The organism is Streptomyces sp. CB02009 (assembly GCF_001905825.1).
In the GTDB taxonomy this organism is placed as follows: domain Bacteria; phylum Actinomycetota; class Actinomycetes; order Streptomycetales; family Streptomycetaceae; genus Streptomyces.
Genome location: NZ_LIVV01000005.1, coordinates 58,760 through 71,873 on the forward strand (window position 1 = coordinate 58,760; position 13,114 = coordinate 71,873).

Below are 13,114 nucleotides of genomic sequence, written 5' to 3' on the forward strand. Positions count from 1 at the left end.
TACGCTGACGCGCATGAGACACCCGATACGGACATCGGCCCAGGTCGCCGCCGCCCTGGCGGCGGGGCTGCTGCTCGCCGGCTGCGCCGACGCGGAGCCGATGCCCGAGATCGCCCAGGCTCCGCGCCCCACCGCCGCACCCGCCACGGACGCGCCCGCGGATGCGCCGCACCGGACCGTCGGCGGTCCGGGCTCCGCCTGCGCGCTGCCCGTCTCCTTCGGGGTGGCGGAGAAGTGGGCTCCGAAGGCGGTCGAGAACCCGGAGTTCGCGGCGCTCACCCGGCAGGGGCCGGCCACCGTGCGCTGCGAGGTCGACGCCAAGCCGGCCGGGCACGTGGGCTTCCTGCGGGTGTGGACGGCGGAGAAGGGCCCGGCGAGGACGGCCCTCGAAGGGTTCGTGAAGGCCGCGCGGAACACCTCCGGCGTGGCCTACCGGGAGGGCGGCTCCGGTGCGGGGCCGGTCACCGAGGTGACGTACACCGTCCGCGACGCGCTGACGGAGGAGTCGAAGGAGGAGCGCGCCTTCGCCGTCACGACGCCGAAGGGGACGGTGATCGTGCACCTCGGCGGGCTCGACACCGCGGAGCACCGGGCGATGGTCCCGGCCTACGAGCTGGCCAGGACCACCCTCAAGGCGCTCTGAGCCCGCAAGCCCGCAGCCCGCGCCCCTTGCCGGAGCACGGCCGTGGCCCCCGTCCGGCGGTCGGACGGGGGCCACGGTGCCGGTGGCGGCGGGTGCGCCGCGTACACCGGTTACGCCGTCACGCCGGCTACGCGAACTTCTGGTTCGCCGAGCCGTCGCAGGTCTGGAGCCTGATCGGCTGCTTCGCCGCGCTCTGCGTGAGGCAGAGGCCCGTCGCGTCGGCCGGGCGGATCGTGGCGCCGTCGCGGACGAACCGCTGGTTGGCGCCGCCGTGGCAGTTCCACAGGACGAGCGCCTTGCCCGCCTGGTAGCCGGACCCGGGGACGTCGAGGCAGCGGTCCTGGGTCAGCTGGGTGTGGACGGTGCGACGGGTGGAGTCGTACCACCAGCCCTGGTTGCGGCCGCCGTGGCAGTCCCAGCCGAGGACGGCGGTGCCGTTGGCCGAGGTGGCCGCGTCGACGTCCAGGCAGTTGCCGGTCGCCTGGTTCTTCAGCGGACGGTACGCGTCGTCCCAGGCGAGCGGGAAGAGGGTCGGTGTGCCCGAGGAGTTGACGTCGGCGCAACTGGCTTCACGCACACCCGCGTTGTAGATCTGGGTGAGACAGGAGGCGAAGGCGGCGTGCCCGCGCGCGTTGGGGTGGAAGGACTGCCGTACGGAGTTCTCGTCCGGGGTCCCGGGCTTGGAGAGGTCGATGTAGAGGCCGCGGGCCCAGGCGTCCTCCATGCAGACCTCGTGGCCGTGGAAGAGCCGCGAGTTGTCGAGGTAGACGGCGCCGGTGGAGGCGGCCGCCGCGCGCATCCCGCGCTCGAAGGCGGGGACGGCGGTGTTGCGGCCCCAGACGGTGTCGGAGTCGTAGCCGAGTCCGCCGCAGACCAGCTTCCCGGGGAAGTTCGGGTTGTCGCGGAAGTCGGGGCCGATCGGGCTGGGGTAGCCCATGAGGACGAGCTTGTAGTCGCCGTCGGCGTAACCGGCGTCGCGCATCACGGTCCTGAGGTCGCGGACGGTCTGCTCGACCTTGGGGACGAGCGCGTCGACGCGGGCCTGCCAGCCGCCGGCGTACTTGGGCTCGCAGGCGCCCTGGAGGAGCAGGTAGCGCGTGACGCAGTCGGTCATGACGGGCCCGAACTGCAGGTCGTCGTTGGCGCCGGCGACGAGCGTGATCATCTTGATCCGGGTGTTGCGCGCCTTGACGGCCAGGTTGTCGCTCTGGACGAGCTCGTCGGCGTACTGCTTCGAGCCGCCGATCCGGATGTTGCCGGTGTACGCGCCGGAGCAGGACACGTTGAACGTGAGGTCCGCGGGGATTCCGGTGCGGTGGATGGCGGCCTCGGGCGAGCGGTGGCACCAGTTGGTGGGACCGTTGGTCGGGGACTCGTAGGTGCCGACCCCCTCGCCGGAGATCTCGCTGTCGCCGAGCGAGATCAGGCCGGTCCTGCGCTGGGCGATCGGGCGTTCCTCGGGACTGCCGTAGATCTTGGTGGCCTCGGCGGCGCGGACGGCTTCGAGGGCGGGCGGGAGCGGTACGGCGGCGGTCACCGCGGTGGTGCCGGCGGCGTCCGCGGCGGCGGCTCCGGCGGGGGCGGCGGCGGTCATCGTGCCGAGCGCGGCGGCGGCCGCGGCGACGACGGCGGCGATGGGCCAGCGGTGTCTGTACCTGGTGCGCGTCATTGCGCCTCCTGGAAGTGGGGTTACCCACGGTTTTTACTGGCCGGTACGCCCGATGGGAATACATCGAACAAGACAAGTGCTCATCTTTTATAGGAGGTTGAGGAACATGAACGACACAGACCAGGCCGACGGCTACCGGATCGAACACGACTCCATGGGCGAGGTGCGGGTCCCCGCGCACGCCAAGTGGCGGGCCCAGACCCAGCGGGCCGTGGAGAACTTCCCGGTGTCCGGGCAGCGCCTGGAGCGCGCCCACATCGAGGCCCTCGCCCGGATCAAGGCCGCCGCCGCCCAGGTCAACGCGGAGCTCGGCGTGATCGACCGGGACCGCGCCGAGGCCATCGCCTCGGCTGCGGAGGAGGTCGCCGAGGGGCGCTGGGACGAGCACTTCCCGGTGGACGTCTTCCAGACCGGCTCCGGCACCTCGTCCAACATGAACACCAACGAGGTGATCGCCACCCTCGCCACCGAGCGGCTCCCCGAGGGCCGCGAGGTCCACCCCAACGACCATGTGAACGCCTCGCAGTCCTCCAACGACGTCTTCCCGTCCTCGATCCACATCGCGGCCACCGGGGCCGTCCTCCGCGACCTGGTCCCCGCCCTCGACCATCTCGCCGCTTCCCTTGAGCGAAAATCGGCCGAATTCGCATCGGTGGTGAAGTCGGGCCGCACGCACCTCATGGACGCCACCCCGGTCACCCTCGGCCAGGAGTTCGGCGGCTACGCGGCGCAGATCCGGTACGGCGTCGAGCGGCTGCGCTCGGTCCTCCCCCGGCTCGCCGAACTCCCCCTCGGCGGTACGGCGGTGGGCACCGGCATCAACACCCCGGCCGGCTTCTCCGCGGCCGTCATCACGGAGGTCGCCCGCGCGACCGGCCTGCCGCTGACCGAGGCCCGCGACCACTTCGAGGCGCAGGGCGCCCGGGACGCCCTGGTGGAGACGTCCGGGCAGCTCCGGACGATCGCGGTCTCCCTCACCAAGATCGCCAACGATCTGCGCTGGATGGCCAGCGGACCCCGCACCGGCCTCGCCGAGATCAACCTCCCCGACCTCCAGCCCGGCTCCTCGATCATGCCGGGCAAGGTCAACCCGGTGATCCCCGAGGCGGTCCTCATGGTCGCCGCGCAGGTGACCGGAAACGACACCACGGTGGCGGTGGCCGGCGCGGCCGGGAACTTCGAGCTCAACGTGATGCTGCCGGTGATGGCCAAGAACCTCCTGGAGTCCGTACGGCTCCTGGCCAACGCGTCCCGGCTGCTCGCCGACCGCACGGTCGACGGGATCACGGCCAACGCCGAGCGGGCCCGCGAGTACGCCGAGTCCTCGCCGTCCGTGGTCACCCCGCTGAACAAGTACATCGGCTACGAGGAGGCCGCCAAGGTCGCCAAGAAGTCCCTGGCCGAGCGGAAGACCATCCGCGAGGTGGTGCTGGAGTCCGGATACGTGGAGCGCGGCGACCTGACGGTCGAGCAGCTGGACGAGGCCCTGGACGTCCTGCGGATGACCCGCCCGTGACAGACCCACGCGTATGACTCAACCGTGATCCATGCCGCTGCGGTCGTGGGAGCGCGCCCCTAAGATCTGCGCATGACAGGATCGGGCGGCTCTCAGCATTGGGTGCCGGGGGAGCACATCCTCTGGCGCTACCGCGGCAACGGCACCGGGGACGTGCACATCTGCCGGCCGGTGACGGTCGTCCAGGACACACCGGACCTCCTCGCGGTCTGGATGGCGCCCGGCACGGAATGCGTCCGCCCGGTGCTCGCCGACGGCACATCCGTGCACGAGGAGCCCCTCGCCACCCGCTACACCGCGCCGCGGACCACGGAACGCGCGCGGTGGTCCGGCAGCGGCGTCCTGAAGCTGGCGCGGCCCGGCGAGCCGTGGTCGGTGTGGCTGTTCTGGGAGCGGGGCTGGCGCTTCCGCAGCTGGTACGTGAACCTGGAGGAGCCGCGGGTCCGCTGGTCCGGCGGCGTCGACTCCGAGGACCACTTCCTCGACATCTCCGTCTACCCCGACCACAGCTGGCTGTGGCGGGACGAGGACGAGTTCGCGCAGGCGCAGCGGTCCGGTCTGATGGGGCCGGAACAGGCCGCACGCGTGCGGGGCGCGGGGCAGCGGGCGGTGGACCGCATCACGGCGTGGGGGGCGCCGTTCTCGGACGGCTGGGAGAACTGGCGGCCCGATCCGGCATGGCGGGTTCCGGAACTGCCGGCCGACTGGGACCGCACTCCGGCGCACACGGCACCGTGAGACCCTTGATGCGCCCCCGGGGTTCAAACGTAGGATCGTCCTCCGCACGGCAGAGGCGGACCGAACGGCACGTCAGACCGACCGAGCAGCACGTCAACGACCGAACTCAGCGCAGGACCTGACCAGAAGTCATCCACGAGGGGGAGAGCAGTGCCGGACGTCTGCCCGGGTGTTCCGACCCCCGCTGGTGCCACCGCTCGCGGAGCCTTCAGATCCACCGCACACAAGGGGTTTAGCCCCGCCGAAGGCGCGGCATCGGCGAGAAGAGCGAGTGCATCGCACCACCGGCCCGGACGGACGGAATCCCACGCGTGACGGAGCATCCCACCTCCCACGAAGGCCGGCAGCCCCTGGCTGCCCGGTCGCAGGAACGCGCGCGCCCTCGCCAGGAGGCAGCGGCCGGCCTGCCCTCCGACGTGCCCGCACAGCCGGGCGGGCCGGCGGGCCCGACGGCCGCCGCGACCCCGGGCGCCGACGTGCCCCCGCCCCCGCCGGCCACGGCTCCCGGCAGCCCCGGCACCATGGCCGTCGCCGTGTCGGCGCAGCTCCAGGGCGGCGGCCGCGGCGGGGACGCCGTCGCGCGGCGCGAGGGCGAGAAGCTGCGGTTCGTCGGGGCGGCGACGCGGCGCATCGCCCGCGGCATCGACCTGGACGAGATCGTGCTCGGCCTGTGCCGGGCGACCGTGCCGACCTTCTCCGACGAGATCCTCGTCTACCTCCGCGATCCGCTGCCGGTGGGCGACGAGCGGCCGGTCGCGCCGTTCGTGTTGCGCCTGCGCCGTACGGACCGGCTGCGGTTAAGCGATCTGGAGGGCGAGGAGCTCGTGCTCGTACCCGATCCGGATCCGACCCCCGCGGCCGAACTCTGCGAGGTGCGGTCCGGTGGGGCGCTGGCCGAGGTCCTGCGCGGGGTGCGGCCGGTGTTCGGCGACTCCGCCGCCGCCAAGGCCGCGCTGACCGAGCTCCTCGGACCCGAGCATCCGCTGCCCGGCGGGCTGCGGGCCGTGCTCGCGCCGCTGCGCGGCCGGCGCCGGGTGATCGGTGCCGCCGTGTTCCTGCGCCGCCCCGAGCGGGCCGGCTTCGAGCCGAACGACCTGCTCGTCGCGGCGCAGCTGGCCACGCACACCGCGCTGGGCATCGACAAGGCCGTGCTGTACGGCCGTGAGGCGTACATCGCGGACGAGCTCCAGCGGACGATGCTGCCGGACTCGCTGCCGCAGCCGACCGGCGTCAAGCTGGCCTCGCGCTATCTGCCGGCGGCCGAGACGGCCCGGGTGGGCGGCGACTGGTACGACGCGATCCCGCTGCCCGGCAGCCGGGTCGCGCTGGTCGTCGGTGACGTCATGGGCCACTCGATGACCTCGGCGGCGATCATGGGCCAGCTGCGCACGACCGCGCAGACCCTGGCCGGGCTCGACCTGCCGCCGCAGGAGGTCCTGCACCATCTGGACGAGCAGGCGCAGCGGCTCGGCGAGAACCGGATGGCGACCTGCATGTACGCGGTGTACGACCCGGTCTCGCACCGGATCACCGTGGCCAACGCCGGCCATCCGCCGCCGATACTGCTGCACCTGGGCGGCCGTGCCGAGGTGCTGCGGGTGCCCCCGGGCGCCCCGATCGGCGTCGGGGGCGTGGACTTCGAGGCGGTCGAGCTGGACGCCCCGGCCGGTGCCACGCTGCTGCTCTACACGGACGGTCTGGTGGAGTCCCGGCTGCGGGACGTGTGGACCGGCATCGAGCAGCTGCGGGAGCGCCTCGCGGCGACGGCGCAGCTGACCGGGCCGGACCACTCGCCTCCCCTTGAGGCGCTGTGCGACGACGTGCTGGACATGCTGGGTCCCGGTGACCGGGACGACGACATCGCGCTGCTCGCGGCGCGGTTCGACGGCATCGCGCCGAGCGACGTGGCGTACTGGTTCCTGGACCCGGAGGACGCGGCCCCCGGCCGGGCCCGGCGGCTCGCCCGGCGGGCGCTCGCCCGCTGGGACCTGGAGGAGCTGACGGACTCGGTCGAGCTGCTGATCAGCGAGGTCGTGACCAACGCCGTGCGGTACGCGGAACGGCCGGTGACGCTGCGGCTGCTGCGGACGGACGTGCTGCGCTGCGAGGTCGGCGACGACTCGCCGCAGCTGCCCCGGCAGCGGCGGGCGCGCGACACCGACGAGGGCGGGCGGGGCCTGTTCCTGGTGAACCGGCTGGCGCGGCGCTGGGGTGCGACCCGGCTGTCGGGCGGCAAGGTGGTCTGGTTCGAGCTGGCCACGCCGAGCCATTCGTAGCCGCGCCGGGGCGTGGATGCCGTGCGGAAGGGCCGGACCCCTCGGGGGTCCGGCCCTTCCGTGTCGTCCGGGACGGCCGCGCTACCTCTGCGGGCCGTCCGTGCCGCCCTGGCTGGTGTCCGGGTCCGGCGGCTCGATCGACGGCGGCGGTGACGGCTCGTCGGTGACGGGTGGCGCGGTCGTGGGCTCCGGCGGCGTGGTGGCCGGGTCCTGCGTCGGCTCCGGCGGCGTGGTGGCCGTGGAGGTCGGCGGGGGCGTCGGGTCCGGGGACCGCGTGGTCGGCTCCTCCGTCGGCTCCTCGGTCGTCGGCTCCTCCGTCGGCTCGGTGCTGCCGGTGGGCGTCGGGTCCGGGTCGAAGCCGGTCGAGCCGTCGGTCTCCAGGTCGAAGGAGGCCTCGGAGCCGCCGTCGAGGGCGCGGGTGGTGTAGTCGCCCCAGATCTGGGCGGGGGTACGGCCGCCGTTGGCGCGGCCCTCGTTGATGGTGTTGGTGAGGGTGACCTGCTTGCCCTTGACGTCCTCGCCGAAGAGGCCGACGGCGGTGACGAGTTCGGGGGTGTAGCCCACGAACCAGGCGGAACGGTTGTTCTCGGAGGTGCCGGTCTTGCCGGCGGCCTCGTACGCGCCGGCGGCGCGGAAGCCGGAACCGTTCTGCACGACGCCCTGCATGGCCTGGGTGACGGTGTCGGCGGCCTCGCGGCTGATGACCTGCCCGCCGATCCCCTTGGCCGGGGAGAGCGTGCGGTCCTTGTGCACGGCGGCCTTCACGAGGGTCGGGGTGACCTTCTTGCCGTGGTTGTCGAGCGTGGCGTAGACGCCGGCCATGTCCATCGTGGAGGCGCCCATGGTGCCGAGGGACATGGCGGGGGTCTCGCCGAAGTCCGCGCCGTCCTTCATGCCGAGGGCGAGGGCGGTCTTCTTGGTCCTGGCCGGGCCGACGTCCACGATCATCTGGGCGTAGACGGAGTTGATGGAGCTATTGGTGGCCTTCTGGACGCTGACGGGGCCGTAGCTCCGGTTGTCCTCGTTCTCCGGCGCGAAGGGGATGTCGCTGCCGACGACCTTGTGCTTGCTGGTGCCGTCGTAGACCGTGCCGAGGCCGATCTCCCGCCCGTCCTGGGTGACGGAGCGGTTGTCGAGGGCGGAGGCGAGGACGATCGGCTTGAAGGTGGAGGCGGGCTGGTAGTCGCGGCGGGTCGCGTTGGACGTCCAGTGCTCGGTGGCGCCGACGCCGCCGTACATGGCGACGACCTCGCCGGTCTTCGGGTCGACGGAGGTGGCGCCCGCCTGGACGGTGGCGTCCTTCTTGTCGCCCTTGCGGTCGAGCTTGGCCTCCAGCTGCCGGTCGACGGCCTTGACGAGGTCCTTCTGCCGCTTCTCGTCGATGGAGAGGGTGATCGTCCAGCCGCCGGCCTTGATGTCCTCCTCGCTGACGCCCTGGCGCATCAGCTCCTGGTTGGCGGCCTCGACGATGTAGCCGGTCTGGCCCTCCATGCCGGGGAGGGGCTTGGGCTTCTGCGGGACGGGGAACTTCATGCCGGCGCGCTCGGACGGGGTGAGCCAGCCCTCGCCGACCATGTTGTCGAGGACGTAGTTCCAGCGCTCCTCGACGAGCTTGCGGCCGGTGGTGCTCGCGGACGTCCAGTCGTACTGGTTGGGCGCCTGGAGCAGCGAGGCGAGGTAGGCGCCCTGGGCGGTGGTGAGCCGGGTGGCGTCGACGCCGTAGTACGAGCGGGCTGCGGCCTGTATGCCGTAGGCGCTGCGGCCGTAGAAGCTGGTGTTCATGTACCCGGCGAGGATCTCGCTCTTGGTCGACTGCTGGTCGACCTTGATGGCGATGACCATTTCCTTGAGCTTGCGCGTCGCGGTCTGGTCCTGGCTCAGGTAGTAGTTCTTGACGTACTGCTGGGTGATGGTCGAACCACCCTGCTTGCCCTTGCCGGTGATGGTCGACCAGGCGGCGCGGGTGGTGCCCTTGATGTCGACGCCGTTGTCCTTGTAGAAGGTCTTGTTCTCCGCGGCGACGAACGCCTTCTGGACCTTCAGGGGGATCTTGTCGAGGCCGACGATCTCGCGGTTGATCTTGCCGGTGCGGGCGAGGACCTTGCCGTCGGCGTACTTGTAGATGTTGCTCTGCATCGTCGCCTCGGCGTTGGCCGTCGGCACGGGGACCAGGAGGTAGACGACGTACAGGGCGCCCATGGCGAGCAGGCAGGCCACGAAGAAGGTGCCCAGGAGCTTCTTCCAGGAGAAGAAGCGGCGCAGGCCGCGTTTCTTCACCTTGCTCTTGTCCTGTCCGCCCATGTGTCGTGTCGCTCCGCTCGTCGTGTGTCCCGGCGTGCCCCGGCCCGTGTCCCCGCACCGGATCTGCTCAGCTAGTCAGCTAACACCGACGATGCAGACAAAGGACAACCGATCACGCCTTTTCCGGACGTGAGAATCAGCACCCATGCCCAGAGAAACCGACGCTCGGCAGGGGCCGATGGTTGCCTGAGGCATTGCCTCCGCTTAGCGACCGGGCCTCCCCACCCCCGGGCGGGCCGCTATACATCGCAGGTATACACCCCGTGTACAGTGACGCGCATGTCCATCGGTCACACCCTCCTGGGACTCCTGGAGTCCGGCCCGCGCCACGGTTACGACCTCAAGCGCGCCTTCGACGAGAAGTTCGGCCACGACCGGCCGCTGCACTACGGCCAGGTCTACTCGACCATGTCCCGGCTCCTGAAGAACGGCCTCGTCGTCGTCGACGGCATCGAGGCGGGCGGCGGCCCCGAGCGGAAGCGGTACGCCATCACCGAGGCGGGCATCACCGATGTCGCCCAGTGGCTGACCACCCCCGAGAAGCCCGAGCCGTACCTCCAGTCCACGCTCTACACCAAGGTCGTCCTGGCGCTGCTGACCGGCCGCGGCGCCGCCGAGCTCCTCGACGTCCAGCGCGCCGAGCACCTGCGCCTGATGCGTGAGCTCACCCGCCGCAAGAAGGACGGCGACCTCGCCGACCAGCTCATCTGCGACCACGCCCTCTTCCACCTGGAAGCGGACCTGCGCTGGCTGGAACTGACCGCCGCCCGCCTCGACCGGCTCGCCGAGGAGATCCGCCGATGACCTCACGACCGCTCCTGACGGCCACCGGCCTCGACAAGGCCTACGGCCCGACCACCGCCCTCGCCCGCGCCTCCTTCGCGCTCCGGGCCGGCGAGGTCGTCGCCGTCATGGGCCCCTCCGGCTCCGGCAAGTCGACCCTGCTGCACTGCCTCGCCGGGATCGTGCGCCCCGACGCGGGCACGATCACCTACGACGGACGCGAGCTCACCGCGCTGTCCGACACCGCGCGCAGCGCCCTGCGCCGTACCGACTTCGGCTTCGTCTTCCAGTTCGGCCAGCTCGTCCCCGAGCTGACCTGCGTCGAGAACGTCGCCCTCCCGCTCCGCCTCAACGGCGAGAAGCGGAAGGCCGCCGAGGCCAGGGCCGCCGAGTGGATGGCCCGCCTGGAGGTCGACGACACCGCCCACAAGCGCCCCGGCGAGATATCCGGCGGCCAGGGCCAGCGCGTCGCCGTCGCCCGCGCGCTCGTCACCGCCCCGCGGGTGATCTTCGCCGACGAGCCGACCGGCGCCCTCGACTCCCTCAACGGCGAGCGGGTCATGCAGCTGCTCACCGAAGCCTCCCGCGACACCGGCGCCGCCGTCGTCCTCGTCACCCACGAGGCCCGGGTCGCCGCCTACTCGGACCGCGAGATCGTCGTACGCGACGGGGCCGTACGCGACGCGGAGTGGGTGGCATGACGCTCCCCACCTGGCCCCGCGACCTGGCGCTCGGCGCCCGGTTCGCGGTCACCGGAGGCCGCTCGGGCCTCCTCCGCACCCTGCTCACCGCGACCGGGGTCGGCTTCGGCGTGGCGCTGCTGCTCCTCGCCTCCTCCCTGCCGAACATGCTCTTCCAGCGGGAGGTCCGCGAGTCCGTCCGCGCCGTCGACGCCAGCGCACAGGTCACCGCGCCCCGGGCGGACTCCTTCCTCCACCTCGGCAGGACCACCGTCTACCGGGACGACGTCATCAGCGGCCTGCTGCTCACGCCCGAGGGCGACAGCCCGGCGGTCCCCCCGGGCGCGGCGGCGTTCCCCGAGCGCGGCGAGATGCTGGTCTCCCCCGCGCTCCGGGACCTGCTCGACTCCCCCGACGGCGCCCTCCTCAAGGAGCGCCTCCCCTACAAGGTCGGCGGGACGATCGGGCCGGACGGCCTCATCGGCCCCGCGGACCTGCGGTACGTCGCCCACGTCGGCTTCCTCACCACCGACAACTTCGACGGGCGCGGGGTGCGCTACGGCTGGTCGGTGCCCGAGGAACCGATGAACGCGTTCCTGATCCTCCTCGTCGTCGTCGCCTGCGTCGTCCTGCTGCTGCCCGTGCTCGTCTTCATCGCCACCGCCGTCCGCTTCGGCGGCGAACAGCGCGACCGACGGCTCGCGGCGCTCCGCCTCGTCGGCGCCGACACCGCCATGACCCGGCGGATCGCGGCCGGCGAGTCCCTCGCGGGCGCGCTGCTCGGCCTCGTCGTGGGCCTCGGACTCTTCGCGGCGGCCCGGCAGTTCGCCGGGGCGTTCACCATCTGGGACGTCAACGCGTATCCGTCCGACGTCGTGCCGATGCCCGCGCTCGCCGTGCTCACCCTCGCCACCGTCCCGGTCTCCTCGGTCGTCGTCACCCTCTTCGCGCTGCGCGGCGTCGTGATCGAGCCGCTCGGGGTCGTCCGGACCACCACCCCCCGCCGCCGGCGGCTGTGGTGGCGCCTGCTGCTCCTCGCGGCCGGGGTCGCCCTGCTCGTCCCGCTCATGGGCGAGGTCCGGGTGACCGAGACCAGCCTCGACACCGTGGGCGTGGCGACCGGCACCACCCTCGCCCTGATCGGCCTGACCACCCTGCTGCCGTGGCTGGTCGAGGCCGGGGTGAAGCGGCTGCACGCGGGGCCGGTGGCCTGGCAGCTCGCCGTCCGCCGGCTCCAGCTGAGCAGCGGCACGGCGGCCCGCGCGGTCAGCGGCATCGTCGTCGCCGCGACGGGCGCGATCGCGCTCCAGATGCTCTTCCAGGCGATGGAGAACGACTTCACCGAGGTCACAGGACAGGACGTGTCCCGCGCCCAGATCGCCGTCGGCGTCGACGCCGGGACCGCCGACAAGGCCCGCGCGATGATCGACCGCTTCGAGCGGACCGAGGGCGTCACCGGCGTCACCGGCATCGTCGAATCCCACGTGTGGCGTCCGGGCCCCCTGAAGGGCGGCGAGGAGTTCGCCCCGATGGCCTCGCTCAGGGTCGGCGACTGCGCCTCCCTCGCCGAGTTCGCCACGCTGCCCTCCTGCGCGGACGGCGACGTGTTCGTCTTCCTCGCGCACGGCGCCCAGGGCAACCCGGACGACTCCTTCGTCACCCGGGCGGCGCGGCCCGGCGCCACGGTCGCCCTGCGCGACCCGCATCCGCACCCGAGCGAGCCGAAGCGCGCCGAGGGCGGCCCGCTGCCGCAGTGGCGCATTCCCGCCGGCGCCCGGGTCGTGGACTCCCGCCCGGACCCGACGGGCATGTACCAGTACGGCGTTCTCGCCACCCCGTCGGCGATCGACGCCGCCCTGCTCGACGACCCCGACGCGCAGGCCATGGTCAGGCTCGACCCCGCCGTGCCGGACGCCGCCGACCTCGTACGGAACACGGCGGAGGCCATCTCCCCGACGTCCTGGGTCCGCACCCTCGCGGACACCCAGCGGGACGCCGCGTTCAGCAGCGTCCGCACCGGCATCCTCGTCGGCTCCACGCTGACGATGCTGCTGGTGGCGGCCTCGCTGCTGGTCGCGACCCTGGAGCAGCTCAGGGACCGCAAGCGGCTGCTCTCCTCGCTGGTCGCCTTCGGCACCCGGCGCTCCACCCTGAGCTGGTCGGTGCTGTGGCAGACGGCGGTGCCGATCGTCCTCGGCCTGGTCCTCGCCGTCGCGGGCGGGACCGGCCTCGGAGTGGTCCTGCTGAAGATGGGCGGACAGCAGGTGCAGGACTGGTGGGTCTTCCTGCCCGTCGTCGGCATCGGTCTCGGCCTCATCGCGACCGTGACGCTGCTGAGCATGCCGGTCCTCTGGCGCCTGATGCGCGCGGACGGGCTGCGCACGGAGTAACCCTCCGGGCGAATGTACGAGGAGGGGCGGCGGTTCCTGATACCGGGGGGGTCTCAGGAACCGCCGCCCGCTGCCCGTACCGGCGGAGCTCGGGGAACCACCGCCCGTACGGGCGGGG

The 13,114-nt window shown here is 72.4% G+C and carries 9 protein-coding genes; 7 read left to right on the forward strand and 2 right to left on the reverse strand.

Translation table 11 applies throughout. From position 1 onward, the window contains the following. Positions 1-13 precede the first annotated feature (13 nt). Positions 14-643 (forward strand): lipoprotein, encoded by a 630-nt coding sequence (locus tag AMK27_RS19710; RefSeq protein WP_073909745.1) that lies wholly within the window; start codon positions 14-16, stop codon positions 641-643. Positions 644-770: 127 nt separating this feature from the next. Here AMK27_RS19710 and AMK27_RS19715 read toward each other — a convergent pair whose 3' ends face one another. After that, the gene (locus AMK27_RS19715) at positions 771-2,312 is read right to left on the reverse strand and encodes a ricin-type beta-trefoil lectin domain protein (protein WP_073909748.1); all 1,542 of its coding nucleotides are present in this window, start codon (positions 2,310-2,312) and stop codon (positions 771-773) included. Between the two features lie 106 nt (positions 2,313-2,418). Between AMK27_RS19715 and AMK27_RS19720 the strand changes: the two genes are divergently transcribed. The 3 genes from AMK27_RS19720 (at position 2,419) to AMK27_RS19730 (ending at position 6,842) form a co-directional block, all read left to right on the forward strand. Continuing rightward, positions 2,419-3,828 (forward strand): class II fumarate hydratase, encoded by a 1,410-nt coding sequence (locus tag AMK27_RS19720; protein ID WP_073909752.1) that lies wholly within the window; start codon positions 2,419-2,421, stop codon positions 3,826-3,828. Positions 3,829-3,900: 72 nt separating this feature from the next. Then, positions 3,901-4,566, forward strand: coding sequence for a cytidylyl-2-hydroxypropylphosphonate hydrolase (gene fomD / locus AMK27_RS19725; RefSeq protein WP_073909755.1), 666 nt, complete (start codon positions 3,901-3,903; stop codon positions 4,564-4,566). A gap of 311 nt (positions 4,567-4,877) precedes the next feature. Then, positions 4,878-6,842, forward strand: a complete 1,965-nt coding sequence (locus tag AMK27_RS19730) for an ATP-binding SpoIIE family protein phosphatase (protein ID WP_073909758.1) — start codon at positions 4,878-4,880, stop codon at positions 6,840-6,842. Positions 6,843-6,923: 81 nt separating this feature from the next. Here the strand turns inward: AMK27_RS19730 and AMK27_RS19735 are convergent, their stop codons facing one another. After that, on the reverse strand, positions 6,924-9,143 hold the full coding sequence (locus AMK27_RS19735; RefSeq protein WP_073909762.1) for a transglycosylase domain-containing protein: 2,220 nt from the start codon (positions 9,141-9,143) through the stop codon (positions 6,924-6,926). Between the two features lie 279 nt (positions 9,144-9,422). On the opposite strand from AMK27_RS19735, the gene AMK27_RS19740 reads away from it, so the two are divergent. From AMK27_RS19740 to AMK27_RS19750, 3 genes are read left to right on the forward strand one after another with little or no spacing between them, the layout of a single operon-like run. Further along, on the forward strand, positions 9,423-9,947 hold the full coding sequence (locus AMK27_RS19740) for a PadR family transcriptional regulator (RefSeq protein WP_073909765.1): 525 nt from the start codon (positions 9,423-9,425) through the stop codon (positions 9,945-9,947). After that, on the forward strand, positions 9,944-10,627 hold the full coding sequence (locus AMK27_RS19745; RefSeq protein WP_073909768.1) for an ABC transporter ATP-binding protein: 684 nt from the start codon (positions 9,944-9,946) through the stop codon (positions 10,625-10,627). The genes AMK27_RS19740 and AMK27_RS19745 overlap by 4 nt, the downstream gene beginning before the upstream one ends. Continuing rightward, positions 10,624-12,996 carry an ABC transporter permease gene (locus AMK27_RS19750; protein ID WP_073909771.1) on the forward strand — a complete coding sequence of 791 codons (2,373 nt, stop codon included), beginning with the start codon at positions 10,624-10,626 and terminating at the stop codon, positions 12,994-12,996. The genes AMK27_RS19745 and AMK27_RS19750 overlap by 4 nt, the downstream gene beginning before the upstream one ends. Positions 12,997-13,114: the final 118 nt, after the last annotated feature.